This is a genomic window from Mycolicibacterium neoaurum ATCC 25795 (genome assembly GCF_000691525.1).
GTDB classification, from domain to species: domain Bacteria; phylum Actinomycetota; class Actinomycetes; order Mycobacteriales; family Mycobacteriaceae; genus Mycobacterium; species Mycobacterium neoaurum.
The window spans coordinates 109,466-135,974 of the sequence record NZ_JMDW01000010.1; the positions used below are offsets into that span (position 1 = coordinate 109,466).

The following is a 26,509-nucleotide window of genomic DNA, read 5'->3' on the forward strand; positions in this document are numbered from 1 at the left end:
AAACCCACCACGAAAGGAATGACCGAGATGAGCAGTGACGTGACCATGGACGCGAACGGCGCGACGGCGATCTGGCAGGGGCTACGGGCCGGCCGGCTGCAGGACGGAGCCGGACCGGTGGCAGCGGTTTTCCGTTGTGCCGATGCGGGCATCAGTAGTGAGACCTTGTTCGGGCAATCTGCCGGATCGCTCGTCGATATCAGTACCTGGGGCCACACGGTGGATACGAGCGTGCTCGCCAGCATCGAGTACGCGGTCGACGCACTCGGCATACCCCTGGTGGTGGTCCTCGGCCATGACGACTGCCCAGCCATGCAGGCCGCGCTGCAGGCGTGGAAGAACGCGCAATTGCCCGACGGTGCGATGCGCAGTGCGGTGGAGAACGCACTACTGTCGGTGGTGCGGCGTGGCGCGGCGGCCGATTGTGTGGCGTCAGTGACCTCGGCACACATCATCGACACCGCAACGGCATTGGTGCAGAGGTCCCCGGTTCTCGCCCGCAAGATCGATCGGCACGAGGCCGGCATCGTCTGCGCCACGGTCTCCCCCGCTACCCAACGGATCACGGTGCACGCCACCCTCGGTGCGGTGCGGACCGACGATGCCGTCCTGGAGCGCATCTGAAGCGGGATCCTTGTCAGACGAGCGAGTAATTCACGGTGAGTACTTCATGGTCCAGGCGTGCGCGATCAGGTATCCAGCGATCACTGTGCCGACGGCCAGCCCGGTGAGGAGCCGTATGCCGAACCGCCCCCATGGCACCGCAATGACTGCTGCCGCGTAGAGGAGGCCGACCACGACGAACGCGATGACCCACTGGTGATTCGGACCGTATGACGGACCGAAACCGCCACCGCCACATCCGCTGACACCGCACACGGCCAACGTGCCCCAGTAAAGCGGACCGGCTGACAACACCGTCGCAAGCGGAACCGTCCACAACAGATGCAGCGCACTGCGTCGTCTCATCGCCCGCGTCTCCGCACGTCGATGACTGACTGCTTGCAGGGCCACGGCTGGGACATGCAACCCATCCTCTCGCTCGCGCCCGCAGCCTGACCCGGCGGCCCACGACACCCCCTGAACTTTCCGTCGGGCGCCGATATCCGGGTTTCAAGACCTGTGGCGTGGGGCAAGATCAATCCATGCGAAAGATATTCGGCCGTTCGACCATCGCCGTCCTCGCCGCAGCGCCGATTGCCGCGGCATCGCTGTACATCGCCGGATCTGCCTCGGCAGAACCGCTGAACTGCATCAACGGGCAGTTCTGGGATCCCATCACCAACACCTGCCAGACGCCGCGGCCGGCCGAGAATTGCGCGCCAGGTCAGTACTGGAACGCCCTGTCAAACGTGTGCCGTCCGCTGGGTGTGCTCTAGTCCTGGGCGGAGCTAGAGCTCGCGCGACCCGATCAGCGCCTCGGAGATCACCCCGGTCGCCTTCTTCAGAGCAGGTACAGCGCGCGTGATCGCTTCTTTGTGCATGCGTACCGCCGGGCCCGAGATGCCGATCGCCATGGGTGTGGGTGCGCCGGGAACCGCCATGGCCACCGACCGGATCCCCACTTCGCATTCCTCGTCGTCGATTGCGTAACCATCGGCGCGAACACGCTCGACCTTGGCGAATACCGCCGAAAGGGTCGAGGCGCTGTTCTCAGTCGGCGCCGGAAGCCCGGACTGGGTGACGAGTTTGAGGATGCGAGCGTCCTCCAGCTCGCCGAGGACGGCTTTGCCGACGCCCGAGGTGTGCAGGCCGACGCGCTTGCCCACCTCGGTGCCGTTGCGCATCAGCGTCGACGGCAGCACCTGACCGGTGTAGATCACCATGTCGCCATCGAGTACGGCCAGGCTCGCAGTTTCCGACAATTCGTCGACCAGCGCTTGCAGTACCGGCATAGCCACCGCACCCAACTGCCGATTGGCGACCTCACCGAGTCGAATCAGCCTCGGACCCAAGGCATAGCGACGGTTGGGCAGCTGCCGTACATAGCCCAGATTGACCAGTGTGCGCAGCAGGCGGTGAATCGTGGGCGGCGGCAATGGTGACTCCGACGACAGCTCGGTGAGCGAGCACTCCCCTCCCGCGCGACCGATCAACTCCATCAATTCGAAGGCGCGTTCCACCGATTGCACCCCGCTTGACCGTTCCGTCATGCGACCCACTTTCGGTAGATGATGTGCGTTTCATCCAACATCCGATGAAATCATTCCGCAATACGGAATCCTGTCCGTGGCTTATCTCGGACTTCTTCGTGCTTTGAGCCGTTCCACGCTAAACTCCACATTGTGGAATTTCAGTCTGATCGGCATTTCCACGCATTTCAGCGGCGGCCCGGAAGGAACACCTGTGACACGACGCCTCGACGATGCGGTGCTGGCCGACGTCGACCACCGGTTGGCGGCCGCCGACGCGCATCTGGCCGCCTGCTATCCCGGTGACGACGGGCGCCGGCAGCCGGTGCACACCGTCTATGTCCCGGCCAATCGGTACGCGGTTACGACGCCCACCGATTGGGGCTCTGCTGCCCTGGCCGCGGCCGGCTCGGCCGGCGGACTCGACGCGGTGGCGGCACTGGTCGGAGCCGACGAAGGAACCGACTGTGCGCCCGACACGTTGGCCGCGCTGGTGGACCACAAGCTGCGCACCGAACCGATCGAGGACCTCCGCATCGACTTCGAAGACGGTTACGGCACGTTCGACGACACCACCGAGGATGCCGATGTCGAATGTGCACTGGCGGCACTGCGCAGCGCTATCGATGAAGGCAGCTCGACGCCGTTCGTCGGGATCCGCTTCAAGTGCCTCGAAGCCGGCACCCGCGCCCGCGGATTGCGGACGCTCGACATGTTCGTCAGCGGGCTCGTCGAATCCGGCGGCCTGCCCGACGGTTTGACCCTCACCTTGCCCAAGGTCACCTCGGTCGATCAGGTCGAGGCGATGGTCGCGGTGGCGAGTGCCCTCGAGGCGACGAACGGACTCCCCGCGGGCCGCATCCGCTTCGAAGTACAGGTCGAAACCCCGCAGGCGATCCTCGGCGCCGACGGTCGCGCGCCGGTGGCCCAGTTCATCCACGCCGGTCAGGGGCGCGTGAGCTCGTTGCACTACGGCACGTACGACTATTCCGCGTCCCTGGGTATCGCCGCCGCCTATCAGTCCATGGAGCATCCGGCTGCCGACCATGCCAAGAACGTCATGCAACTCGCCGTCGCCGGAACCGGTGTCCACATGTCCGACGGCTCCACCAACATCCTGCCCGTCGGCGACCCAGACAACATCGCGATGGCGTGGACCCTGCACGCACGCCTGGTCCGCCGACATCTCGAACGGGGGATCTATCAGGGCTGGGACATGCACCCCGCCCAACTCGTCACCCGATACCTCTCGACCTACGCGTTCTACCGCCGCGCCTTCGGCCCCGCAGCGACGCGCCTGCGCAATTACGTGCACCGACTCGACTCCACGGTGATGGACGAGCCGGCCACCGCTCGGGCACTGGCGAGTGTGATCCACCGCGGCAGCGTGTGCGGCGCGCTCACCGGCGACGAGATCGAAACCGCCACCGACCTTTCCACGGCCACCGTGCGTGATATCGCACTCGGCCGCACAATCAGGAGCACCCCGTGACCCCACCAGTGACCGCAGCGTCCTACTACACGCCTCGTGGCGGACTGCCGCCGCAGACCGACCTGTTGACCGATCGGGCCATCGTCACCGAGGCGTACACCGTCATCCCGCGCGGGGTTCTCTCCGACATCGTGACCTCGGTGTTCCCGGAGTGGACGGACACCCGCGCGTGGATCATCAATCGGCCAGTGGCCGGTGGCGCAACGACGTACTTTCAGGCGATAGTCGAAGTGAAGCCTGGCGGTGGCGCACAGCGACCAGAGCCGCAACCGGAGGTCCAGAGCTTCCTGTTCGTCACCTCGGGGTCACTGTCGGTCGACGCAGCGGGGCAGTCGCAGACACTGTCGGAGGGCGGCTTCGCCTACCTGCCGGCCGGCACCGAGTGGTCGGCGCACAATGCCGGTGATACCGATGCGACGTTCGTGTGGATTCGCAAGCGCTACGAGGTGATCGAGGGTCACACACCATCGGTGAAGTTCGGCAACGAACGGGATATCGAACCCTCGGCGATGCCGGGAACCGATGGTAAATGGCGTACGACCCGCATGCTCGATCCGCAGGATCTGGCCTACGACATGCACGTCAACATCGTGACGTTCGAGCCGGGCGCGAGCATTCCATTTGCCGAGACCCATGTGATGGAGCACGGGCTGCTGATGCTCGAAGGCAAGGCCGTCTACCACCTCAACGGAGATTGGGTGGAAGTCCAGGAGGGTGACTTCCTGTCGCTGCGCGCCTTCTGCCCACAGGCGTGCTACGCCGGAGGTCCGTCGAATTTCCGCTATCTGTTGTACAAGGACGTCAACCGCCAGATCATGCTCTGACGAAACGACACCGGGCACCCGACGGGTGCCCGGTGTCGTCGGACAGTTCTTGGCCTACAACTGGAATGGCCAGCCGGTGACCTTCTTCTGCCGCGGAGTGGCATAGGTGCGCACCTTCGAGGTGGACAGCCCCATCCGGACCAGCCCTTCGGCGATGGTCACCGCCGAGCGGACGCCATCGACGATCGGCACACCGGTGGCTGCCGACACCTTCGCCTCCAGTTCGGCCATGCCGCCGCAGCCGAGACAGATCACCTCCGCGTGATCCTTCTCCACGGCCTCGCGCGCCTGCGCGACGATCGCCTGCACGGCACGCTCGGGATCGGACTCGAGTTCGAGCACACCGAGACCCGATGCCCGCACCGACGCGCATCGTGCGTCGAGCCCGGCCAGCTTCAGGCGGTCCTCGATCAGCGGCACAGTGCGGTCGAGTGTGGTGACAACCGAGTACTTGTGGCCCAGATACATCGCCGTCGACGCCGCCGCTTCGGTGATGTCGACGACCGGCACGTCGAGGAGCTCCTGCAGGCCCTCACGGCCGTGTTCGCCATAGCCGGCCTGGATCACCGCGTCGAACGGCTCGGAGTAGGAGGTGATCGCATCCATGACCGCGATGGCGGCGAGGTAGCTCTCGAAGTTCCCCTCACACGAGTCGGCACCGAAACGTGGCGTGATGCCGATGATCTCGGTGCCGGGCGCGGAAACACCGCGCGCGGACTCGGCGATCGCCTCGGTCATCGAGGCCGTCGTGTTGACGTTGGCTACCAGAATTCTCATGCGGCCCCTAGTGGTGCGTGCTGGTCACGGCGATGGGCTCCCCGGATACATCGTTGAACGGGCCCCGACGGTCCGCGAACATCCAGTAGACGATCGCGCCCAGTCCGGCACCGATGAACCAGGAGAACTCCGAGACGACCTTGAATGCCGGGACGAAGGCCATCAGCAGGGCGGCGACCGCCGTGATGGCAAGGGCGGCAACGGCACGCATGTTCACGCCCTTCGCATAGTGATACTCCCCGGCCGCGTCGACGGTGAACAGCGCCAGCACGTTGATCTTCGATCGGCGCACCAGCCAATAGTCGACCATGATGATGCCGAACAACGGGCCGAGGATCGCGCCGAGGCCGCCGAGGAAGTAGTTGATGACCGCAGGCGAGTTGTACAGGTTCCACGGCAGGATCACCAGGCCGATGACCGCCGAGATGAAGGCGGCGCGGCGGAAGTTGAGGTGCTTGGGGAAAAGGTTGTTCAGCGCGTAGATCGGGGCGACGAAGTTTGCCATCAGGTTCACCGCGATGGTCAGGATCAGCAACGCGAGCGCAGCCAGCACCAGCAACAGCGTGTTGGGTACCTCCTGGACGATATCGGCCGGCGCCTCGATGATGCGCCCGTCGATGCGGAATTGCGCACCGGCAAGCGTGATCACGATGCCGCCGAAGACCAGCATGTTCAGCGGGATGCCCCAGAAGTTGCCGCGCACGATCGCGCCCTTGGATGTCGCATTGCGGGTGAAATCGCAGAAGTTGAGTACGAAGGTGCCGTAGATGGCAACCCACAGGCTCGCACCGCCGATGATCTTCAACCACATGTCGACGCCGGTCAGCGAGTCGGGAGTCGACCACGCAATGCTCCAGTCCGCGTTGCTCAGCATCCAGATCGCCAAGGCGATCATGGTGAACAGGATGACCGGACCGGCGAACGCCTCGTACTTGCGGATCATCTCCATGCCATAGCTGACGATGATCACCTGGATCACCCACAGCGAGACGAACGCGATCCAGCCCAGCGTCGACAAGCCCAGGACGCTGTTCGAGTCCAAGGTTGCCGCCGACGGTGCCAGCGCGATGATCATGATGCGCAGCACGACCGAGGCAAGGTAGGTCTGGATGCCGAACCAGGCGATCGCCACCGCGCCGCGGATCAGGGCGGGGATCTGCGCGCCCCGGATGCCGAAGGCGATGCGGCTCATCACCGGGAACGGGACGCCGGTCTTCTCCCCCATGAACCCGGACAGGTTGAGGAGCAGGAAAAGGAACATCCCGCCGAGCCCGAGCGCCAACAGGATCTGCCACCCGCCGAGGCCGAGGGCGAAAAGGCCGATGGCGAACGAGTAATTGCCCAGACTGTGAACGTCGTTGGCCCACAAGGTGAAGATGTTGTATGCACCCCAGCGTCGGCCGGCCCGCCTGGTCGGCGCGAGGTCGGCGTTGTAGAGGTGCGGACTCACATCGGCCAGTGCTGCCGCGTCATTACGGTCGGAGTCGCCGAGGAGACCGGTGGACTCTGTGCTCATGGGTACGCCTGTCACGGTAGGAGCGCCGACACCAGGGGCGCCGCCGCCAGAATTCCACTGTGCGGAAGAAAAGTTCCACAGATTTCATAAGTAACGCGTATGTGGACACCGTGTGTCAAGCCTTCGGTCGCAATTGACTGTGTCGGCGCTCACATCTAACCTCGCACTACCATGGAGGCTTACTTCCACAATGAGGAATTCGATCGAGGACACGTGTACCTCGCTACGGAGAGCTGCCGATGACTTCCAACGTTGACGACACGTCCACACCCTCGGATCGGCCCGAGTACGACCTGGTGGTCCGCGGTGAACGTACCCTGACGACTGCGGGCATCGTGGCGCGCGAGATCGGCATCCGCGATGGCCGCATCGTTGCGATCGAACCGCTGGGCAGTGGCCTCACTGCCACCGAGATCGTCGAATTGAACACCGACCAGGTGATGATCCCCGGCTTGGTCGATACCCACGTCCACGTCAACGAGCCGGGTCGTACCGAGTGGGAGGGCTTCGATTCGGCCACCCGCGCCGCTGCTGCCGGTGGCGTCACGACGCTGATCGACATGCCGTTGAACTCCATTCCGCCGACGGTCAACGTCGAGGCGCTCAACGCCAAGCGGGCAGCAGCATCGGGAAAGACCCATATCGACGTCGGCTTCTGGGGTGGAGCAATCCCGGGTAACACCGACGACCTGCGCGGTCTGCACGATGACGGTGTGTTCGGTTTCAAGTGCTTCCTGCTGCACTCGGGTGTCGACGAGTTCCCGCACCTCGACGCCGACGAGATGGAGAAGGACATGGCCGTGCTGGCCGGTTTCGACTCCATGATGATCGTGCATGCCGAAGACTCCCGAGCGATCGACAGGGCACCGTCTGCCGAGGGCAACAAGTACGAACGTTTCCTCGCCTCCCGTCCCCGTGGTGCCGAGAACGTCGCGATCGCCGAGGTGATCGAGCGCGCCCGCTGGACCGGGGTCCGCGCGCACATCTTGCATCTGTCCTCCTCGGACGCGCTGCCGATGCTCGCGACCGCCAAGCGGGACGGCGTCAAGATCACCGTCGAGACCTGCCCGCACTACTTGACTCTGCTCGCCGAGGAGATCCCGAACGGCGCCACCGCGTTCAAGTGCTGTCCGCCCATCCGCGAGGCGTCGAATCGGGAATTGCTGTGGCAAGGCCTGCTCGACGGCACGATCGACTGCATCGTCTCCGATCACTCGCCGTCGACGATCGACCTCAAGGATGTCGAGAACGGTGATTTCGGGATCGCGTGGGGCGGGGTCGCTTCACTACAACTCGGCCTTTCGCTCATCTGGACCGAAGCCAAGCGCCGCGGTATCGAGCTGACCCAGGTGCTGGAGTGGATGGCCGCCAAGCCCGCGGCACTGGCGGGACTGAACACCAAGGGCAAGATCGCGCTCGGTTACGACGCCGATTTCGCCATCTTCGAGCCGGACTCCGCTCAGGTCGTCGATGTGCACAAGCTGCACCACAAGAATCCGGTCAGCCCCTATGACGGGCGGGCACTGGCCGGGGTTGTGACGAGTACCTGGCTGCGCGGCAAGAAGATCGACTTCACCAACCCACACGGCCGGATGCTGCGTCGCGGCGGGTTGTAGCGATCTCCGCGCCGGTAGCGGTGATGCCGGCATACTCCCGGATCCGTGCCAGGTCGTAATCGCCTGCGGTGGTGCCGATTCCCTGCGCCACATGCGCGGCGACGGCGCACCCGAGCGTTGCAGATTCACCGAGTCCGAGCCCCTCGGCGCGGCCGGTGAGGAAACCCGCGGAGAACGCATCGCCGCATCCGGTGGTGTCGACGACCTCGATGGCGAAGGCCGGCACCTCGACGGTGTCCCGGTCGGTGACCACCAACGCGCCGTCACCACCGCAGGTCAGCGCGACGCATCCAACTCCGTGATCGAGGAACTGACGGGCCGCGGCGGTCAGATCGACGACACCGGTGAAACCGCGTATCTGCTCGTCGTTGGGCAGTAGGTAGTCGACATGAGGCAGCGCGTCGGCGATCCACGCGAGTAGGCCTGGATCGCCGCCGGCGAGGATGTCCACCGACGTGGTGATCCCCCTGGCCTTCGCCGCGCCGAGTAGCGTCGCCGCCGCCTGTCCACCATAGAATTCCGGCCCGCCGAGGTGCAGATGGGTCACGTCGGGGGCCGCCATCTGGTCGATCCGGTCGAGCTTGTGGTGACCGTTGGCGCCGACACAATGCCACGCGGGCCGGTCGCCGTTGGACCGGATCGGGATGACCGACGCCGACGTCTGAGCGGTGGGCTCTCGCACCACCCCGGCGGTGTCGACTCCTTCGGTGTTCAACAGTGAGAGCAGGGTGAGCCCCAGCGCGTCGGCGCCGACGGCGCCGAATGTCCGCACGCTTGCACCCAGCCTGCTGAAGACCACGGCGGTGCCGGCCGCAGTGCCCGCCGGTGACATGCCGATGCTGTCCACCAGAGACCCTGCCGAGCCCTCCGGGATTGCGGTGGCGCCGCGAACGTGGACGTCGAGTACATGGACGCCCACGGCGGCAACGGTGAGTGCGGTCATGGGACGTCCTTCCGGGTTCCGTACTGCAGTGCGACCGCCTGAATGATGGTGGCGGACTGTTGGTCCGGCGTCAGGGCCCGCGGTCGTCCCATCGACCGGGTGCGCTGGTACAGCTCGGCCAACCACTCCAGCAGCATCACGTTCTGCAACGCAGCCTCCAGGTCGGTACCGACGGCAACCGAGCCGTGATTGGCCATCAGCGTTGCCTGACGTCCGCGCAGAGCCTCGACAACGCCCGCCGCCAGCTCGTCGGACCCGAACGGGGCATACGGCACGATCGGTATATCACCACCGAGCACGAGTTGTTGGTAATGCAGCACCGGTAACACAGCGAGGCCATCCAGACACGCGACCGCCGTGCTGAACGGAGCGTGGGTATGCACCACCGCTGCGGTGTCGAATGTCTCGTATACCCCGAGGTGCAGACCCAATTCCGAAGTGGGCGCCCGCGTTCCGGCCATCACCTCCCCGAAACGATCGACCTCGGTGACGTCATCGACATCGCATTCCGCCAGTGTCACCCCCGTGGCAGTGACGGCGATGACGTCACCACAGCGCGCCGAGACATTTCCCGCGCTGCCGATGAGCAATCCCTCCGCAGCCAGTCGTCGAGCGGTGGACGCGACATCGCGTCGCAGCGTTGCACGGTTCATCCGGACATTGTCACGGGTCCACCGGCCCGGTAGGCGGTCGGACGCCCAAAGAGATATCCCTGACCCAGATCCACCCCGAGATCGCGAAGGGTGCCCAACTGCCGAGGATCCTCGACCGCTTCGGAGACCGTCACGGCATTCAATTCGTTGCCCAGTCGCACGATCGACGATGCCAGGGCGCGCCGGACCGGGTCGGTGTCGATGCCCGAGGTGAGATCCCCGTCGATCTTGATGATGTCCGGACGGAGGCGCAACAACTGGTTGAAGCTCGCGAAACCTGCGCCGGCGTCGTCGATGGCAAGGCGGATCCCAGCTTCCCGCAATGGGGTCAGCGCTTCGGCGAGATCGTCCGGGAACGGCTCGTGCTCGGTGATCTCGACGACGAGCGGTCGCTGCACGGAGATCAGGAGTTCTTGCACCGTAGGGTTCATCGCCGTCACCGGACTGAGATTGGCGGCCACGAAGGACGCCGGCGGAAGATCCTCGGCGTTGACCAGCAGGCGTCGCAGTGCCGCCAGTTCCAGATTGAGGCTGCGGCCGAGACGGCGCGCAACGTCGAACCACTGTTTCGGGGTCAACTCGCCGTCGGTCGGGAAACGGCACAATCCCTCGAAGCCCGTGACATCCCCGGTGTTCAGATCGACGATCGGCTGGAACACGATGTTCAGGTTGGCCGGATCGGCCAGGACGGCGTCCAGACGCTGATGCAACCGATCCTCGCGCGCCATATCGGGAAGCAACACCGAGGCCAGGAACTGCGTGGTGGAGTCGTCCGGCAGGTTTGGGTCCACCAGAAACGCGTCCAGTAACGCCGAGAGCTCGGTATGTGCGCTGATCAGTCCAGAGATGAACGTGCTCGCCGCGGCCATTGCCGCGATATCGCGTTCGTCGAATCGGCCCGGCTGTTTGGATGTCATCGACAACGCGCCGATGGCAGTATCGCGATGACGCAACGGAAAGACGGCCAAGGTGCGCAATCCCAGACGCGCTCCGATGGCGCGCACCTCGGCGGTTACGGCGGGATCGTTGGGTGCGTCGTCACTGAGCTGTGGTCGACCGGTGGCCACCGCCATCCCCTGGAATGTCCCGGCGACCGGCAGGCGCAGGCCGAGCAGAGATTCCACGACACCGTAGGCCGATACCACGACGAACTCGTCGGTGGGCGCCAGGATGCTGACGGCCGCGCCGTCGGCCTTGGGGGTGAACAAGCACATCTGCTCGGTGATCCGGCGGGTCAGCGCCGCCGGATCGATCGATGCATTGATGGCTGCGATCAGGTTGCGCATGGCGCGATTCTGTGCCCGACAGGTGACTGCCACCTGCTCGCCTCGAACGGGCGTGGGACGTACATCGTGAAACCCCTCACCCCGGAACAGGTGGCGTCGCGATCTGACTCTGCCCGGGTCCGCCCACGCGGCGGACCCGGGTTTTCACACTACGGGTTGGGGACCTGCTCAGGAGCAAAACCGCGGCGACTCGCCGCCGTTCTATTCGTTGTATCCGAAGATGGCATTCCAAGCCCGCTGGTCCTGCTCAGACCATGCGGTCGCCTCTGCCGGGGTGATGCGGTGCACGCGGGGATCATCGAAGTCCGGCAGCTGGACACCGCGTACGTTGGGCGCCGCCACGTCCTCGCGGACGGAGTATTCGCCGATGTCGCGCAACACGTTCTGGCCGCGCTGGGAGAGATTCCAATTCAGGAAGACCTTCGCGGCGGCCAGGTGCGTCGCGGTCGAGGCCACCCCGGTGTAGTAGTCGTAGGCGGTCACCCCCTCATCGGGTACGACGAATGTGACCGGGGCGTTCTCGTTGGCCGCGATGTTGACGCTGCTGACCACGACGGTGCCCGCATCGATCTCCCCGCGGGCGAGGCTGTCCAGCTCGGCGCCGAGGGAGTCGAACACCCTTGTTTCCCCGGCATACTCGCGCAGATACTCATCGCCGAGGACATCACGCTGAAACCGGGTCAGTGCCAGAGCACTGCCACCGGCACCTGCTTGGGCGATGCCGAGCTTGCCGGTCCATCGCTCGCCGAGAAGATCCTTCCAACTCGTCGGCGCTTCAGCCGGATCCACCAGCGCCGTGTTGTAGCCGAAGGTCTATATCGGGTTGAACGTGCGGTAGTAGCTGCCATCGTCGAAGACGACGTCACGGCGCAGGTTGGTCGCGGTGGGTGGCGTGTACGGCTGGAACACACCGCGTCGGCTGAGTCCGGAGACAAAGCCCGCATCGGAGATGCGCACCACATCGGCATTGAACTTGCCCGCACCGTATTCGGCAACGATCCGCTCGTACAGGCGATTCGGGGTGAGCCGGATCAATTTCACCTCAAGGCCGGTATCCGCCTCGAACTGATCGAGCAAAGCGGCCTCACTGTCGGCCGTCCACCCGCTGTACAGCGTGATCTGACCATCCCGTTGAGCAGCGGCCCAGAGATCCGGATCGGCAATCTGCTCGCCGTCGATCACCAACGCCGAATCGCGTGAGACCGACGCGGCAGGCCTGGTCAGGTCCGGCGCGGGCGGCGGCGGTGTACAGGCTGCCAATACCGTTGTCGCGGAGACGAGTCCGATGACGAGACGGGTGATAGATCTCATGAGATCTCCTTGGATCCGAAGCGGCGCGCCAGGACGGCGAGCACACCGATGACGGCGCAATAGAGCAGGCTGAGCTCCGCCGCAGACTGAAAGGAGCCGTTGTCGTAGGCGTCGAAGATCGCGATGGACAACAACCGGGTATCGGAGGTGAACAGGAACAGCGCCGCGGTCAGCTCGCGCATGGCCAGCATCATCAGCAGGAGGAAGGTCGAGGAAAGACCCACCCTCAGCAGCGGGGCGGTGACGAAGGTGATGGCGCGGTGCCGACGTGCGCCGAGCATCACGGCGCTGTCCTCGAGGTCCTTGTCCAACTGGATGATCGAGGCGGAAACCCCCCGATAGCCCTGTGGCAGGAACACCGCCACGAACGCGATGACGAGCACCGCCAGCGTGCCGTACACGGGCACCGGTAGTGCCAGCCACGTCCACAACAGACCGAGGCCCAGCACGATCGCCGGGACCGCCAGTGGCAGCATCGCCACGTACTCCAGCAGTTTGCGGCCCGGCGCCTGGGTCCGATAGCGCGTGTACGCCAGTGCGAAGCACAGCGCGGTACCGATCGCCGCGGTGGCCACCCCGACCACCACGCTGTTGACCACGACCTGGTGGAACTCGGTGCTCTGCAGGGTCTGGCCCATGTTCCACAGCGACAACGCACCCGGGCGGGCGAGCTGACCGAGATCGGCGACATACGGACTGGTCTGCATGGCAGCGATGATCAAGGCGCCGACGGGCAGCAGTACGGCCAGGACGAAATAGCTCCACGCGAATACCGCCGCGGGCAGTCGCCAGCGTCGAAGAGACACCTGCCGCGCCCGCACGCCTTTACCGCTGACCGTCGTGAACTCCTTGCCGCCCATGGCACGCTGTTGCATCGCCACCACGACGACCAGCAGCACGGTCAGCACGACGGCCACCGCAGCCGCATCGTTGGATCGCGCCGGGGAAGCGTTCATGAGCCGGTAGATCAGGGTGGGCAAGGTGTCCACTCCCCCCGGCACGCCGATCACCTGGGCAACCGGGAAGTTCTCGACGGTGAGCGCGAAGACCAGGATGGCCGAGCCGAGCACGGCAGGCATCACCAGGGGAAACGTGATCTCCCGCAGCATCTTCCGTACCGGCGCACCGTGGAGGCTGGCCGCGTCCTCCAAATCGGGGTTCATCAGCGACAGCGCCGAGTGGACCATCAGAAACGGATACGGCGCGTAGTAGAGGCCCAGGACGAAGATCATTCCGGTGAAGCTGTAGATGTCCATCAGGTGTGGAAGACCGACGGCGCCGAAGGCAAGGTTGAGGTAGCCGGTCGCCGGACCGGCCAGCAGCGCCCACGCGAGGGCACCGACCAGGGCCGGCAGGAACAGCGGCATGATCGCGATGCCGTATATGAGTTTGCGGCCCGGGATATCGGTGCGGGCCGCCAGGAAGGCGAGCAGGCAGCCGATCACCAGGGCGACCACCGAGGACCCGACCCCGACGGCCGCCGAGTTCAGCAGGGCCGTCCGCGCGGTTCCCGAGCCCAGCACCGCGAAATTGTCGAGGGTGAAGCGGCCGAAATCGAAGAGGTTGTCCCGCTCTGTGTTCGCGCTGAACGCTCCGGCAAGGATGAAGAACATCGGGCACAGGACGATGACCGTGAGGACGGCGAGCTGCACCAGCACCGGAAGCGACCGGCGCGCCGACCGCTTCCGGCGGCGGGGCTCGGCGCCGCGGGGCCCAACCGGGGCTGTCGTGGCGGGCGTTCGGTCCGTGGTCGGCGCGCTCATGCCGGCACCGCCGTGGGTGTCTCGCTACGGTCGTCGACCAGTAGCTGGGCCGCACCGGGTCGCGCGGTCACCACGGCCGGTTCGCCGATACCCAGGACCGGGCTGCCGTTACCCGTGGCGACGGCCTCGATCTCGGGTCCGTTGTCCAGGGTTACCCGGTAGCGAATCGACGCACCCTGGTAGCTGGCGACCTCGATGCGACCGAGCCAGTGCTGGCCGGTGGGTGCCGATTCGGCGGGGCCGGTGACCAGCAGATCTTCCGGGCGCAGGCAGACGATCGCGGGGCCGTCGAACTGGCGTGCCGAGTCGACGACCACCGAGATGGCGGGATGTTCGGTCAGTGTGCAGTCCAGCTCACCGGGTGCGGCCGTGACGCTGAAAATGTTGCCGATACCGAGGAATTCGGCGATGGAGGCACACGATGGGTTCTTGTAGATCTGTTCCGGGGAACCGATCTGGACTATCCGCCCCTGCTGCATCAACGCGATGCGGTCGGCGAGGGCGAAGGCCTCGACCTGGTCATGTGTGACGTACACCGTGGTCAGCCCCAGCCGCAACTGCAGCTCGCGAAGTTCCATCCGCAACCGCTCCCGCAACCGCGCGTCGAGGTTGGACAGCGGTTCGTCGAGCATCAGCACACTGGGACGCATGACCAGGCTGCGGGCCAGTGCGACACGCTGCATCTGGCCACCGGAGAGCTGGCTGGCGCCGCGGTCGGCCAAATGACCCAGGCCGACCAGCTGCAACGCCTCGTCGACCCGTTGCACCAATTCGCTTTTCGCGACCTTTTGCATCTTCAGTGCGAATCCGACGTTCTGCGCCACTGTGCGATGCGGCCACACCGCGTAGGACTGGAAGACCATCCCGACATTGCGCTTGTGCGGCGGAACGGATCGCCCCGTCGTGCTGTCGTGGACGACGCGGTCACCGATGCTGATGCGGCCGATACTCGGCGTCTCCAGTCCGGCTACACACCGCATGGTGCTGGTTTTGCCACAACCGGATTGCCCCAGCAGCACCAGGGATTCGCCATCGGCGATCTCCAGGTCCAGATCTTTGACCACGGTGTTGCCGTGGTAGGCCAACGTCAGGTTCTCGATGGTGACTTTCATCATTTCCTTCAGTGGTTGGGGCGGTGTGCGGACATGGCGTAGTCGGGTGTCGACTCCGCGAGGAACAATTCGGCTCTGGCGATACGGCGGGCCGCCCGATGCAGGGATACGTCGCGGGGCAGACCGATGTCGGTCGTGGTCACCGTGGCCGGGATGATCCCCGCCGCAGTTCCCAGTCGCAGGGTTGTCCCGGCATGGCCGCTGAGATGGCCGCTGAGCTGCTCGGCCACCACACTGCCGCGGACCGCGGCCGCGGTGGACACGGCGACGGCCGAGGTCAGACCGATCGCCGGGTGCGGCGCGAGCATGGACACCATGCGGACGGCCACGTCGTAGGCCTCGGCGGGAATGAACATGCCGTCGGTGGCGACGTAGTCACGCGCCGCGCCGATGATGCCGACCTTCGGCACGGCGTGCTGCACGGGATCGCCCGGCTTGGCCAAACCCATTGCCAGCGCGGCCTTCCGGCGTAGTTCGATGAGTACCGGCAGCCGTTCGGCCAGCTGATCATTGCCCTCGACCCCGGTCAGGTCGAAGTCCGCGGCACGAAAGAGGGCGGCGGGTGCGCCGGCATTGACGAACGTGCCGCGGTACCGGTGGCCCCCGACGTCGATGACATCGGTCACCGAGCCGGTGGGCAGCACGTTGTCCGGGTTGGCCGCGACATCGGTGAACGTGAGCGATACCGGGACTCCGCGGGCATTGGTGCCCGGCACCGCGGCATCACCGTCGGCCGGGATGATCCCGCCCGGTGTGGCGATCCGGGCGCTCAGCCGGGCACCGGTGTTCTGGTTGCGCATCCGCACGACGGTCATCTCCGGGGCGGCGGCAACCATCCCGGTCTGCAGGGCGTACAGGCCGATCGCCGTGGCACAGTTCCCGCAGTTGCTCCCCCATTCGACGGCACGGCGGCCGATGGCCACCTGTGCGAACAGGTAGTCGACATCGACGTAGTCGAGGCGGGAGCGCCGGACGATCGCTGCCTTGGAGGTCGTCGATGTCCCCCCGCCGACGCCGTCGAGTTGGCGGGGATCCTCGGAACCGAATGCCGCGATCAGGACGGCGTCGAGATCGATGTTGCGCAGCAACGGATCCACATCCACGGCGTTGAAGAGCCAGCACTTGCTGGTCCCGCCGCGCATCCACGTGCCCCACAGACTGGTCATGGCGTTTTCTCCTCGCTGCCGACGCGCCAGAACGGAGGGTGATGCCGCTCACGTCGTGGCTAGGAGTTCAGCGTGGCTCACATCAGGGTCGAGTACAATTACGAAAATATCGATTACCCTTTAGATGAACTGAATGGAGCTGCGATGCTCGATCCTCGCCGGTTGTTACTGCTGGTCGACGTGGTGCGGGCCGGCTCATTGACGGCCGCCGCCAACCGCCTGAGCTACACCACCTCGGCGATTTCGCAGCAGATTGCGAAGCTGGAGGCGGAGGCCGGTCAGCCGCTGCTGGAACGCCATGCCCGGGGTGTGCGGCTGACCGAGGCGGGTGCGGCGTTGGCGAGACGTGCCGAGCGGATCGAAACCCAACTGCAGGCGGCCCGCAGCGAGCTCGACGAGATCGCCGGCCTGCGATCCGGGACCGTCCGGCTCGGAACCTTCCCCACTGTCGGATCGAGTCTGCTGCCCCAGGTTGTCAAGCTGTACAAGGCCAGACATCCCGCCGTTAAGCTCACGGTGCGCAGTTCCCGATTCGCAGCACTGCGCGGCATGCTCGACAACGGCGAGGTCGAACTGTCATTGCTGTGGGACTACGAGTGGGCACCGGTGACCGATCGCGAACTGGTCGTACGAGAGCTGTTGGTGGATCCGCCGACGCTGGTGGTCTCGGTCAACCACCGTCTCGCCCATCGCGAGTATCTGGATATGGCCGAGCTCGCCGACGAGCAGTGGATCACCAGGGAAGATCATCACCCGGTCGGTGCCGCGCTCGAAAAGGCCTGCCAAAACGCAGGTTTCACCCCCACTGTCGCCTTCGCGGCCAACGATTACCAGGAGGCCCAAGCGATGGTCGCCGTCGACCTCGGGGTGTCGATGGCGCCCCGATTGGCGCTGTCCAACCTCCGCGAGGACGTCAAGGTCATCCCATTACGGGGCGCTCCATCACGCCGGATCCTGCTGGCCCATCTGTCCGAACACCGTTTGACCCCGGCCGAGGCCACCCTGGTCGACACATTCGAAGAGGTCGCCTATAAACACGACGGCAAGACGACCCCCGCGGTCCGTCGCATCCGGCCGAACTGAAGATTCTTCGCCTTAAGTTTTTCTTCTAGTGGGTCCAGGAATCATCGATTGTGGTGAACGAACTCCGATCCTAGTGTGATCTGGGTAATGAAGAATCGTCGTATGTGACGCAGCGCGGTCCCCGTCGGCCGAGCTGCCGCCGCAGACGTTCGGCGCCGCCACGGCGACGACGCCGCGCCTGGAATTGAGAGAACGCCCATGAGTTATGTAGAGATTCTGCCGCTGATCGCGCTGGTCGCGATGTTCGTCATTGCCACGATCTGCCCGATCAACATCGGCATCCTGGGCTTCATCGGCGCATTCGCCGTCGGAGCCTTCCTCCTCGGCTATGACGACAAAGAGATCCTCGCCGAGTTCCCCAGCTCGATCGTCTTGACGATCATCGGCGTCACCTACTTCTTCGGGATGGCCAAGCAGAACGGAACCATCGACCTGCTGGTCAACGCATGTATCCGCGGAGTGCGCGGACGTGTGACCGTGGTGCCCTGGGTGTTCTTCTTCTGCGCGTCGGTGCTGACCGCGCTGGGCACCTTCAGTCCGGCCGCCGTCGCGCTGATCGTGCCGGCCGCCATGACGTTTGCCGCGCGCACGAGGATGAGCCCGCTGGTGATGGGCATCATGACCATCAACGGTGCGCATGCCGGGGCCTTTTCGCCGATCTCGGTGTCCGGCGTGCTCGTGGTCGACCTGGTCGAGAAGAGCGGCCTGACGGTCAACCCCTGGCTGCTCTTCTTCGCGAGCTACGCCATCAACCTGCTCCTCTCGGTGCTCACCATCGTCGGGTATGCGGCCCTGTCCCGCGTCCGCGACCTCGGCTACACCGCGCTCGGTTCGCAGCCGACGGCGCCGGACGATCTCGGCGGTGCCGGGTCTGCGGCGGGACCTTCGCGTACGCCTGCCGGCGGCGTGGGAGTTCTGACCCGTCCGGCACGCACCGAGGCCGCCACGGCGGTCCAGCCCTCCGTTACCGGGGTGCAGAAACTGACCCTGTTTCTGATCGCCACGGTGCTGGTGCTCGTCCTCGTACTGCACATGCCGATCAGCTTCGTGGCGATCGCGGCAGGGGCGGTCCTGGCATTCACCGACCTGTCCAAGCAGAGTGAGGCCATCGCCGGCATCAGCTGGCCGACCGTCCTGCTGGTCGCCGGGATGGTGACCTATATATCGATCGTCGAAGAGGTCGGCACCATCGATCACCTGGCCCAGATGGCCATCACGGTGGGTGCGCCGCTGCTGGTGGCACTGGTGCTCTGCTACGTCATCGGCGTGACATCGGCGTTCGCCTCGTCGACGGCATTGTTGGCCGCGATCATCCCGCTGGCGCTCCCGCTGCTGCAGATGGGCACCCTTCCGGTGGTCGGGGTCGTGGCCGCGTTGGCGATCGCTGCCACCGTCGTCGACGTGTCTCCGTTCTCGACCAACGGCGCTCTGGTCCTTGCCAACGCCCAGGGCATCGACCGGCCCCGCTTCTACCGACAGCTCCTGCTCAACGCCGGCATCGTGGTCGCGGTCGCCCCGGCCCTGTGCTGGGTGCTGTTGGTCCTGGTGCCCGGCTTCGCCTGACGCTGCGGGCAGCGGCTCGGTCGGCGGCCTGACGACAAGACCCAGACAGCTTTAGCAAAAGTCGACCCCTATCCAACTATCCGAGATTGTCCTTCACCCTTTCACCGCCGAGAATCGACGGTGAAGGGTTGCTCATCCAGCGTCGGTCACCGTCGACCAGACCCGCCGATGAGCGTCCAGCGTGGAAAGGTACCGACACTCATGCTCGTGCTACGAGGTACATGGATGCGGGGCGGAACCAGCAAGTGCTGGTTGTTCAACGCCGTCGATGTCGACCCGATCGTCGATCACGCCGGCGGGCTCGACGCGCTGCTGACGTCCGCGTTCGGCTCGGGTGACCCCCGCCAGCTCGACGGCGTCGGGGGCGGTAGCTCGACGACATCCAAAGCGGCGATCGTGCGCCGATCGAGCCACCCCGACATCGACATCGACTACCAATTCGCCCAGATCGCCATCGCCGACCGTAGGGTCGAATGGGCCAGCAACTGCGGGAACTGCGCCACCGCGATCGGGCTCTACGCACTGCAGTCGGGGCTGGTCCCGGTCGACGACGAGGTGACCGCCGTGCGGTTGCGGCATCAGGTCTCGGGCGCCGTCCTGACGGCGACCATCTCCACTCCGGGTGGAAAGGTGCCGACCGAAGGCACGGCCGCGGTACCGGGCACCACCGCGCTGGGCGTGCCGGTCGGACTCTCCTTCACCGGTCTCGATGCGGCACCCGTTCTGCCGACCGGCCGTCCCGTGGACTTCGTCGATGCCTGTGATCGCACATACCGCGCGACCCTGGTCGCTACCGGCGCCCCCGCGGCGTTGTTCGACGCCTCAGATCTGGGACTGGACGGCACCGAGAGCAACGCCGAATTCGCCCACCAGACACCCCTGTTGATGGAACTGCGCAAGAACGCGTCATTGCAGATGGGGCTGCGCCGGTTCGGCGATCCCGTGAGCAACTCCATCCCCAAGGTCGGGATCGTAGGCGCAGCAAGGGATTACCGCACGACTGCCGGTGCCTTGATCGGCGCCGACGACTATGATGTCTCGGTGCGGATGCTGTCCATGCTCGCCCCGCACCCCGCGATCGGTCTGACATCGGCCGTCGCACTCGCTGCCGCCGCCACGGTGCGCGATGGTGTGCTCTCCGGACTGACACTGCACCAGGGAGCACCGCTGCGGATCGGGACGGCGGCCGGCGTGCTACCGGTCGACCTCGGGTACTCACCCGACGGCAGGCTGGCGACGGTGACGCTGCACCGCGCGGCGCGGCGGATCGCCTCGGCCGAACTCTTCGTCTCCGAGGCGGCCCACCAGCCGATCGGAGCCTGACCCGAGTCCCCGGCAGCGCCGAATCGAGGCGAACCCGCGGCGTCAGCCCATAGGCTGTCTCGGTGACTCTCGTGCTCGGCCCCGTCCTGCGCCACGTGGGAGAAACCACTGCAATGGTGTGGGTGCAGACCGATGAACCCGCCGAGGTCACCGTACTGGGGTCCTCAGCCCGCACGTTCGAGGTACAAGGCCACCACTACGCGCTCGTTGCGGTGGAGGGACTCGCCCCCGACAGCACCACCGAGTACCAGGTGCACGTCGACGGGGAGCAGGTCTGGCCGGAGCCGGATTCGAGGTTCCCGCCCAGTGTGATCCGGACGCGCGGGCCGGCCACCGCGCAGCGACTGCGGGTGATCTTCGGCTCCTGCCGTTATCCCAAGACCGGTGACGATCGGATCGACGCCAAGCTCGGCCGCGACGCGCTGGACTGCTATGCCGAGCGGATGACCACCCAGCCCCCCGAGCGCTGGCCCGATGTGCTGATCCTGCTCGGTGACCAGGTGTATGCCGACGAGCTGACACCTGATGCGCGCCAACGGCTCACCGGACGCCGGACCAACAAGAAGCGGCCACCCGACGAGGTGGTCAGCTTCGACGAATACGTGGGTCTCTACTGCCACACCTGGGGCGATCCGGAGATCCGCTGGGTCATGTCGACATTGCCCACCGCCATGATCTTCGATGACCACGATATCCGTGATGACTGGAACACCTCGGCTGCCTGGCGAGTGGCGGTCAACAAGAAGCCGTGGTGGCGAGATCGGATCCGTGCCGGACTGGCGTCGTACTGGGTCTACCAGCACATCGGCAATCTCAGTCCGCAACAGCTGGACGAGGACGCCGATTACCAGCAGGTCCTGTCGGCCGGCGGTGACCGGTGGCCGCTGCTTGCCGATCTCGCCGACCGGGCCGACCGCGAAGTCGACGGCGAGAAAGGCCTGCGCTTCAGCTTCCGCTGGGATCTGGGCCGCAGCCGGCTGTTGATGGTCGATTCTCGCAACGCGCGCATCTTGGACGACGGCAGCCGCAAGATGCTGGGTGACCGCGAGTTCGGCTGGGTGCAACGCCACGTGGACGACGATCTGGAGTCGTTGGACCACCTCATCCTGGCGACCTCGCTGCCGTGGTTGCTGCCGCCGGCGATCGGCGATATGCAGACCGTGAACGAGATCGCCGCCGACCGGTCGGGGATTCGTGGCGTGATCGCCGAGAAGATCCGGCAGGCGGCAGATTTCGAGCATTGGCCGGCGTTCTCGACATCCTTCCTACGGCTCAGTGAGCTGATCGAGGCGGCGGCGGGCCACGCACCGCGAGGTCCGGCGACGGTCAGCGTGCTGTCCGGCGATGTGCACCATTCCTACGCCGCCCGCGCGCGGTTCGGCGGCAGTCCCGACAACCCCGATGAGCCTGAAGCGCGGGTTCATCAACTGGTCTGCTCCCCCGTGCACAACTATGTGCCGTTCTACGTCAAGCCGGTGTTCCGGTTGGGCTGGTCGTCCTGGGTTGCTCGACGCGCCCGCCGCTGGGCGCGCAGGCACGGCGCACCGAATCTGCCGATGTCCTGGCACAACCTGAGCGGACCGCTGTTCGGGAACACCATCGCGACCCTTGAGATAACGGAACGACGAGCCCGGGTGGTGTTCGAGCAACCCGATGATGATGGTGCACTGAGTTCGGTGAGCAGCGTCGGCCTGACCGACTGAGCAGGTGCTGTAACGCAGCGACGGAGGTGCTCGATGAGTACGGCGGTGGTGGGTGTCGGCGGAAATGACGGCACACGAGCCGGGGGTCTGTCACAGTCTGGATACGAGCGTCTCTGGGGGTAGGAATTGGCTGCAGGTTCACAGGGTCTACGGGGTCTACGAGTTCTGGCCCGGATGGTGGGGGCGACGGGACTGGCGCTGGCAGCGCTACCGGTCCTGATTCCCACGGCGGCGTCCCAGCCGCAACCCTGTCCCGATATCGGTGTGGTCTTCGCCAGGGGGACAGCCGAGCCACCGGGCGTCGGCGGTGTGGGGCAGCGTTTCGTCGATTCGCTTCGTGCCCAGGCCTTTCCGCGGACGGTCGGGGTACATGCGGTCAACTATCCGGCCAGCAACAACTTCAGCGGCGGCACTCTGTTCACGCAGAATGTCGTCGATGGTGTCCGGGATGAGACCGACCACGTCCGCGGTGTCACCTCGGTGTGCCCGAACACCCGGATGGTGCTCGGTGGCTACTCGCAGGGTGCGGTCGTGACGGCACTGTCGACCTCCGGCGTGGTGCCCGCGGGGGTGACCGGTCCGCCGCCGCTGCCCAACGACGTGATCGACAACGTGGCCGCGGTGGTGTTGTTCGGGATGCCCGCAGGCTGGTCGGCGGTGAAGTACGGAGCACCGGTGATCGACGTCGGGTCCGCCTATGCCGCGAAAGCGCTCGAGCTCTGCGCTCCCGGCGATACCGTGTGCGCGGGTTCACCGCCGTCCGGATCCAGTGCGCCGCATCAGCAGTACGCCGTCAACGGGATGGCCGACCAGGCCGCGGCCTTCACCGTGAGCAAGTTGGCGGTCCCGGCCTGAGGTTTGCGGGCCGGGCCGGGCAGGTGCCGTGGCCAGCGTGTGAGGCTGTGTCTCGCGGCTGAGAGCCGGCGTGTCCTATACCTGTGCGGGCCGGGCGCGCAGAATCGACTGCAGACGAAGAACTCCGCACCCGAGGAATGACGATGACCGCACGCACCAAGGCTGCCCGCGACCTGCTCGGGCTCGACATCCCTCTGATCGCCGCGCCGATGGCCGGCGGCGCCACCACCGCGCAGATGGTGATCGCCGCCGCCGACGCCGGTGGCATGGGGTTCCTGGCCGCCGGCTACAAAACCCCGCAGGTGCTGCTCACCGAGATCGCCACGGTCCGAAAGGCGTCGATCCCGTTCGGCGTCAACATTTTCGCACCGAACCCGGTTCCCATCGATGCCGCGTCGTACCGGCAGTACGCACACCTGGTGCAGGAGGTGGCCTACCGGTTCGAGCTCGAGTTGCCTTCGGACCCGATCGAGGATGACGACGCGTTCGGCGCCAAGATCGACCTGCTGCTGACCGATCCGGTCCCGGTGGTCAGTTTCACCTTCGGTCTCCCCGGGGGCGATGTCATCGCCAGGCTGAAAAAGGCAGGCACCATCGTCGTCCAGACGGTGACCAATACGGTCGAGGCGACCGCCGCCGCCGAAGCCGGTGCGGACCTCGTGGTGGCGCAGGCCGGCGCCGCAGGCGGACACTCGGGCACTTTCACCCCCGACCGGCCGCTCGCCGGCGTCGCGGTCAACGATCTGGTGGCCGAGGTGAGCGCGACGGTGAACATCCCGGTGATCGCGGCCGGCGGGCTCGCGAGCGCCGAGGCGGTATCGGAGGTTTTGGGCTTTGGGGCGGTCGCGGCAGCGGTGGGTACCGTGCTGCTGCGCGCCGACGAGAGCGCCGCATCGCCCACTCACAAGGCCGCCCTGATCGATCCGGCGCGAAACGAAACCGTGCTGACACGTGCGTTCACCGGGCGGCCCGCCCGCGGCCTGCGCAACGCGTTCATCGATCGGTTCGAGGCCGGCGCGCCGTTGGGGTATCCCGCGATTCACCATCTGACCAGTCCTTTGCGGAAGGCTGCCGCCGCGGCCGGGGTCGACGACCTCGTTCACCTGTGGGCAGGGACCGGGTACCGTCGCGTCCGTGATGAATCGACCGCAACGATCCTGGCGGGGTTGGCACGCAACGGCTGAGGTCGAGCATGGTCGATGACACTCACCCGGCCACAATGCTGCGGGACGCGATGCGTGCGGACCTGATGACCGCGATGAAGGCCCGCTCTGCCGAAACGGTGGCGGCGCTGCGCGCGGCTCTGGCCGCCATCGACAATGCCGAAGCGGTGGACGTGCCAGACCAGCGCGGAGCGCACATCCCCGCCGAACAGAACTCGATGATCGCCGGCGCCACAACAGGTCTGGCATCGAGCGAGGTGCCCCGGCGTGCTCTCACGAGCGCCGACGTACAGGTAGTGCTCGGTGATCTGATGGCCGAGTACATCGCCGAAGCGGATCGCTACGGCGCGCTCAACCGTCCCGAGGCGGCAGAACAATTGCGCCGCCAGGCAGCGGCGCTCAGCAAGTACGTGGGAGCGTAGGCGCACTGTTCTCGCGATGGCACAATGGGCCGGTGACCGACGGGGATGCGGCCGACGGCGTCCGCGGGAGGCGAGCTGACCGACGGGGCGAGGTCCCGTTGCGCGAGACACTGTCCCAGCTGCGATTGCGCGAACTGCTCGGTGAGGTCCAGGACCGTGTCGAGCAGATCGTCGAGAGCGGCAATCGGGTGGACGGCTTGGTCGAAGCCATGCTCGCGGTCACCTCCGGACTGGACCTCGATGTCACGCTGCGCACCATCGTGCACACGGCGATCGAACTGATGGATGCCCGTTACGGTGCGCTCGGCGTCCGCGGAAGGGACGCCGACGGGCACGATCTGGTCGAGTTCGTCTACGAGGGTATCGACGAGGACACCCGTGCCATGATCGGCAGGCTGCCGCAGGGGCGTGGCGTACTCGGTCTGTTGATCGACGAGCCAACCCCGATCAGGCTGGACAACATCACCGACCATCCGGCGTCGGTGGGATTCCCGGCGAATCATCCGCCGATGCGCAGCTTTCTCGGCGTGCCCGTGCGGATTCGCGACGAAGTGTTCGGCAACCTCTACCTCACCGAGAAGAACTCCGGTGGCCCGTTCAGCGAGGACGACGAGGTGCTGGCCCAGGCGCTCGCGGCAGCGGCCGGTATCGCCATCGACAATGCGCGGCTCTACGAGCAGGCCCGAGCCAGGCAGTCCTGGATCGAGGCAACCCGCGATATCGCGACCGAATTGCTGTCCGGGTCCGATCCGGCACACGCATTTCGACGTATCGCCGAACTGGCCCGTTCGCTCACGGGTGCCGACGCTGCCTTCATCGCCGTCCCGACCGGGGACCCGGACGAGACGACCGAACTGGTGATCACCGAGGTTGCCGGCCCGATCGCGGTCGATATCGATGCACTGCGGGCAATTCCGATGGTGGACGACATCGTCGGACGGACGCTGCTCGAGCGGGTCCCCCATCGTTGCGACAGCCTCGAGCTCGCATCGTCGATACTCCGGGAACCCGGGCCCGCGCTGGTCGTCCCGCTCGGGGCGACCGGAGCGGTGGCCGGCGTTCTGATTGCCGTCCGCACCGCCGAGGCACGGCCGTTCACGGTCGATCAACTCGATATGGCCGCCTCGTTCGCCGGGCAGGCTGCACTGGCATGGCAGTTGGCGATGACCCAGCGGCGGATGCGCGAGCTCGACGTGCTGGCCGACCGCGACCGGATAGCGCGAGATCTGCACGACCATGTCATCCAACGTCTCTTCGCGGTCGGTCTGTCCCTGCAGGGTACGGTGGCCCGCAGCCAGTCCGACGAAGTGCGACAACGCCTCTCGTCATCGATCGATGATCTTCAAGAGGTCATCCAGGAAATCCGCACCGCCATCTTCGATCTGCACGGTGAACACGCCGGCTCGACCCGGTTACGGCAGCGGTTGCAGGATGCGGTGGATCAGTTCGGATCGGACGCCATGCGTATCAGGGTGCAGTTCGTCGGGCCGCTTTCGGTGGTCGACGCAGAGTTGGCCGAGCACGCCGAGGCCGTGGTTCGGGAGGCGGTCAGCAATGCGGTACGGCATTCCGGTGCAACCGAATTGACTGTTGTCATACGCGTCGATGACGACCTGAGCATCACCGTAACCGACGATGGACGCGGTATGGCCGCAGACGCGATGACCGAGAGTGGGCTGGGCAATTTGCGGCACCGGGCCGATGAGATGGCCGGCGCGTTCAGCGTCGGGGCCGGCTCGCGAGGCGGCACGGTGCTGCGGTGGTCCGCCCCGCTGCCGTAGGTCCCCGAGGACTTAAGCCCCTGCC

The 26,509-nt window shown here is 65.9% G+C and carries 24 protein-coding genes and 1 pseudogene; 13 read left to right on the forward strand and 12 right to left on the reverse strand.

The annotated features are described in order from the left end of the window. Positions 1-27 precede the first annotated feature (27 nt). A complete protein-coding gene (locus IC40_RS0114415; RefSeq protein WP_157837324.1) occupies positions 28-624 on the forward strand; it encodes a carbonic anhydrase in 597 nt (198 codons plus the stop codon). Between the two features lie 30 nt (positions 625-654). Here IC40_RS0114415 and IC40_RS0114420 read toward each other — a convergent pair whose 3' ends face one another. Further along, positions 655-969 carry a hypothetical protein gene (locus IC40_RS0114420; RefSeq protein WP_030135413.1) on the reverse strand — a complete coding sequence of 105 codons (315 nt, stop codon included), beginning with the start codon at positions 967-969 and terminating at the stop codon, positions 655-657. Positions 970-1,145: 176 nt separating this feature from the next. Here IC40_RS0114420 and IC40_RS0114425 point away from each other — a divergent pair, with 176 nt between their 5' ends. Continuing rightward, positions 1,146-1,379: a hypothetical protein gene (locus tag IC40_RS0114425; RefSeq protein WP_030135414.1), complete on the forward strand. Its 234-nt coding sequence runs from the start codon at positions 1,146-1,148 to the stop codon at positions 1,377-1,379. A 12-nt stretch (positions 1,380-1,391) separates the two neighbouring features. Here IC40_RS0114425 and IC40_RS0114430 read toward each other — a convergent pair whose 3' ends face one another. Then, positions 1,392-2,153: an IclR family transcriptional regulator gene (locus tag IC40_RS0114430; RefSeq protein WP_030135415.1), complete on the reverse strand. Its 762-nt coding sequence runs from the start codon at positions 2,151-2,153 to the stop codon at positions 1,392-1,394. Positions 2,154-2,346: 193 nt separating this feature from the next. Between IC40_RS0114430 and IC40_RS0114435 the strand changes: the two genes are divergently transcribed. Both IC40_RS0114435 and IC40_RS0114440 read left to right on the forward strand, forming a co-directional pair. Then, a complete protein-coding gene (locus IC40_RS0114435) occupies positions 2,347-3,624 on the forward strand; it encodes a DUF6986 family protein (RefSeq protein ID WP_030135416.1) in 1,278 nt (425 codons plus the stop codon). Between the two features lie 8 nt (positions 3,625-3,632). After that, on the forward strand, positions 3,633-4,448 hold the full coding sequence (locus IC40_RS0114440) for a bifunctional allantoicase/(S)-ureidoglycine aminohydrolase (protein WP_030135417.1): 816 nt from the start codon (positions 3,633-3,635) through the stop codon (positions 4,446-4,448). Between the two features lie 54 nt (positions 4,449-4,502). Here IC40_RS0114440 and IC40_RS0114445 read toward each other — a convergent pair whose 3' ends face one another. Further along, the gene (locus tag IC40_RS0114445) at positions 4,503-5,225 is read right to left on the reverse strand and encodes an aspartate/glutamate racemase family protein (RefSeq protein WP_030135418.1); all 723 of its coding nucleotides are present in this window, start codon (positions 5,223-5,225) and stop codon (positions 4,503-4,505) included. A gap of 7 nt (positions 5,226-5,232) precedes the next feature. Then, positions 5,233-6,741, reverse strand: coding sequence for an NCS1 family nucleobase:cation symporter-1 (locus IC40_RS0114450; protein ID WP_030135419.1), 1,509 nt, complete (start codon positions 6,739-6,741; stop codon positions 5,233-5,235). 239 nt (positions 6,742-6,980) lie between these two features. Between IC40_RS0114450 and allB the strand changes: the two genes are divergently transcribed. Further along, a complete protein-coding gene (gene allB, locus IC40_RS0114455; RefSeq protein WP_030135420.1) occupies positions 6,981-8,357 on the forward strand; it encodes an allantoinase AllB in 1,377 nt (458 codons plus the stop codon). On the opposite strand, the gene IC40_RS0114460 is transcribed toward allB, so the two are convergent. The 8 genes and pseudogenes from IC40_RS0114460 to IC40_RS0114490 all read right to left on the reverse strand — a co-directional run bounded on the left by IC40_RS0114460 (position 8,314) and on the right by IC40_RS0114490 (position 16,591). Next, positions 8,314-9,300 (reverse strand): carbohydrate kinase family protein, encoded by a 987-nt coding sequence (locus IC40_RS0114460; RefSeq protein WP_042509721.1) that lies wholly within the window; start codon positions 9,298-9,300, stop codon positions 8,314-8,316. The genes allB and IC40_RS0114460 overlap by 44 nt on opposite strands. Further along, positions 9,297-9,953 (reverse strand): class II aldolase/adducin family protein, encoded by a 657-nt coding sequence (locus tag IC40_RS0114465; protein ID WP_030135422.1) that lies wholly within the window; start codon positions 9,951-9,953, stop codon positions 9,297-9,299. Before IC40_RS0114465 ends, IC40_RS0114460 begins: the two co-directional genes overlap by 4 nt. Next, positions 9,950-11,239, reverse strand: coding sequence for a sensor domain-containing phosphodiesterase (locus tag IC40_RS26540; protein WP_042509720.1), 1,290 nt, complete (start codon positions 11,237-11,239; stop codon positions 9,950-9,952). The genes IC40_RS0114465 and IC40_RS26540 overlap by 4 nt, the downstream gene beginning before the upstream one ends. Positions 11,240-11,440: 201 nt before the next feature. Next, positions 11,441-12,037 (reverse strand): annotated as a pseudogene (locus tag IC40_RS26885) (ABC transporter substrate-binding protein); the annotation flags it as partial. A 15-nt stretch (positions 12,038-12,052) separates the two neighbouring features. Next, positions 12,053-12,550: a type 2 periplasmic-binding domain-containing protein gene (locus tag IC40_RS26890; RefSeq protein WP_138158129.1), complete on the reverse strand. Its 498-nt coding sequence runs from the start codon at positions 12,548-12,550 to the stop codon at positions 12,053-12,055. Next, on the reverse strand, positions 12,547-14,313 hold the full coding sequence (locus tag IC40_RS0114480) for an ABC transporter permease (protein ID WP_036470065.1): 1,767 nt from the start codon (positions 14,311-14,313) through the stop codon (positions 12,547-12,549). The genes IC40_RS26890 and IC40_RS0114480 overlap by 4 nt, the downstream gene beginning before the upstream one ends. Then, entirely contained in the window at positions 14,310-15,425 is a 1,116-nt protein-coding gene (locus IC40_RS0114485; protein WP_030135425.1) for an ABC transporter ATP-binding protein, read from the reverse strand. The genes IC40_RS0114480 and IC40_RS0114485 overlap by 4 nt, the downstream gene beginning before the upstream one ends. Positions 15,426-15,433: 8 nt before the next feature. Then, positions 15,434-16,591 carry a PrpF domain-containing protein gene (locus IC40_RS0114490; protein WP_030135426.1) on the reverse strand — a complete coding sequence of 386 codons (1,158 nt, stop codon included), beginning with the start codon at positions 16,589-16,591 and terminating at the stop codon, positions 15,434-15,436. 144 nt (positions 16,592-16,735) lie between these two features. On the opposite strand from IC40_RS0114490, the gene IC40_RS0114495 reads away from it, so the two are divergent. The 8 genes from IC40_RS0114495 (at position 16,736) to IC40_RS0114530 (ending at position 26,484) form a co-directional block, all read left to right on the forward strand. Next, a complete protein-coding gene (locus tag IC40_RS0114495; RefSeq protein WP_030135427.1) occupies positions 16,736-17,674 on the forward strand; it encodes a LysR family transcriptional regulator in 939 nt (312 codons plus the stop codon). A 198-nt stretch (positions 17,675-17,872) separates the two neighbouring features. Further along, positions 17,873-19,237 carry an SLC13 family permease gene (locus tag IC40_RS0114500; protein WP_030135428.1) on the forward strand — a complete coding sequence of 455 codons (1,365 nt, stop codon included), beginning with the start codon at positions 17,873-17,875 and terminating at the stop codon, positions 19,235-19,237. A gap of 225 nt (positions 19,238-19,462) precedes the next feature. Continuing rightward, on the forward strand, positions 19,463-20,560 hold the full coding sequence (locus IC40_RS0114505; RefSeq protein WP_191293429.1) for a PrpF domain-containing protein: 1,098 nt from the start codon (positions 19,463-19,465) through the stop codon (positions 20,558-20,560). A gap of 62 nt (positions 20,561-20,622) precedes the next feature. Beyond that, positions 20,623-22,263, forward strand: coding sequence for an alkaline phosphatase D family protein (locus tag IC40_RS0114510; RefSeq protein WP_030135430.1), 1,641 nt, complete (start codon positions 20,623-20,625; stop codon positions 22,261-22,263). Positions 22,264-22,437: 174 nt separating this feature from the next. Beyond that, the gene (locus IC40_RS0114515) at positions 22,438-23,118 is read left to right on the forward strand and encodes a cutinase family protein (protein WP_030135431.1); all 681 of its coding nucleotides are present in this window, start codon (positions 22,438-22,440) and stop codon (positions 23,116-23,118) included. Positions 23,119-23,255: 137 nt separating this feature from the next. Continuing rightward, positions 23,256-24,302, forward strand: a complete 1,047-nt coding sequence (locus IC40_RS0114520) for a nitronate monooxygenase (protein ID WP_030135432.1) — start codon at positions 23,256-23,258, stop codon at positions 24,300-24,302. Between the two features lie 8 nt (positions 24,303-24,310). Next, a complete protein-coding gene (locus IC40_RS0114525; protein WP_036470067.1) occupies positions 24,311-24,703 on the forward strand; it encodes a hypothetical protein in 393 nt (130 codons plus the stop codon). A gap of 32 nt (positions 24,704-24,735) precedes the next feature. Then, positions 24,736-26,484 carry a sensor histidine kinase gene (locus IC40_RS0114530; protein ID WP_030135434.1) on the forward strand — a complete coding sequence of 583 codons (1,749 nt, stop codon included), beginning with the start codon at positions 24,736-24,738 and terminating at the stop codon, positions 26,482-26,484. Positions 26,485-26,509: the final 25 nt, after the last annotated feature.

What these genes read in the sequence shown, in the direction of transcription:
- IC40_RS0114415 (WP_157837324.1), top strand. Translation starts at nt 28, where the DNA reads ATGAGCAGTGACGTGACCATGGACGCGAACGGCGCGACGGCGATCTGG.
- IC40_RS0114420 (WP_030135413.1), bottom strand. Translation starts at nt 969, where the DNA reads ATGAGACGACGCAGTGCGCTGCATCTGTTGTGGACGGTTCCGCTTGCG.
- IC40_RS0114425 (WP_030135414.1), top strand. Translation starts at nt 1,146, where the DNA reads ATGCGAAAGATATTCGGCCGTTCGACCATCGCCGTCCTCGCCGCAGCG.
- IC40_RS0114430 (WP_030135415.1), bottom strand. Translation starts at nt 2,153, where the DNA reads ATGACGGAACGGTCAAGCGGGGTGCAATCGGTGGAACGCGCCTTCGAA.
- IC40_RS0114445 (WP_030135418.1), bottom strand. Translation starts at nt 5,225, where the DNA reads ATGAGAATTCTGGTAGCCAACGTCAACACGACGGCCTCGATGACCGAG.
- IC40_RS0114450 (WP_030135419.1), bottom strand. Translation starts at nt 6,741, where the DNA reads ATGAGCACAGAGTCCACCGGTCTCCTCGGCGACTCCGACCGTAATGAC.
- allB (WP_030135420.1), top strand. Translation starts at nt 6,981, where the DNA reads ATGACTTCCAACGTTGACGACACGTCCACACCCTCGGATCGGCCCGAG.
- IC40_RS0114460 (WP_042509721.1), bottom strand. Translation starts at nt 9,300, where the DNA reads ATGACCGCACTCACCGTTGCCGCCGTGGGCGTCCATGTACTCGACGTC.
- IC40_RS0114465 (WP_030135422.1), bottom strand. Translation starts at nt 9,953, where the DNA reads ATGAACCGTGCAACGCTGCGACGCGATGTCGCGTCCACCGCTCGACGA.
- IC40_RS26540 (WP_042509720.1), bottom strand. Translation starts at nt 11,239, where the DNA reads ATGCGCAACCTGATCGCAGCCATCAATGCATCGATCGATCCGGCGGCG.
- IC40_RS26890 (WP_138158129.1), bottom strand. Translation starts at nt 12,550, where the DNA reads ATGAGATCTATCACCCGTCTCGTCATCGGACTCGTCTCCGCGACAACG.
- IC40_RS0114480 (WP_036470065.1), bottom strand. Translation starts at nt 14,313, where the DNA reads ATGAGCGCGCCGACCACGGACCGAACGCCCGCCACGACAGCCCCGGTT.
- IC40_RS0114485 (WP_030135425.1), bottom strand. Translation starts at nt 15,425, where the DNA reads ATGAAAGTCACCATCGAGAACCTGACGTTGGCCTACCACGGCAACACC.
- IC40_RS0114490 (WP_030135426.1), bottom strand. Translation starts at nt 16,591, where the DNA reads ATGACCAGTCTGTGGGGCACGTGGATGCGCGGCGGGACCAGCAAGTGC.
- IC40_RS0114495 (WP_030135427.1), top strand. Translation starts at nt 16,736, where the DNA reads ATGCTCGATCCTCGCCGGTTGTTACTGCTGGTCGACGTGGTGCGGGCC.
- IC40_RS0114500 (WP_030135428.1), top strand. Translation starts at nt 17,873, where the DNA reads ATGAGTTATGTAGAGATTCTGCCGCTGATCGCGCTGGTCGCGATGTTC.
- IC40_RS0114505 (WP_191293429.1), top strand. Translation starts at nt 19,463, where the DNA reads ATGCGGGGCGGAACCAGCAAGTGCTGGTTGTTCAACGCCGTCGATGTC.
- IC40_RS0114515 (WP_030135431.1), top strand. Translation starts at nt 22,438, where the DNA reads ATGGTGGGGGCGACGGGACTGGCGCTGGCAGCGCTACCGGTCCTGATT.
- IC40_RS0114520 (WP_030135432.1), top strand. Translation starts at nt 23,256, where the DNA reads ATGACGATGACCGCACGCACCAAGGCTGCCCGCGACCTGCTCGGGCTC.
- IC40_RS0114525 (WP_036470067.1), top strand. Translation starts at nt 24,311, where the DNA reads ATGGTCGATGACACTCACCCGGCCACAATGCTGCGGGACGCGATGCGT.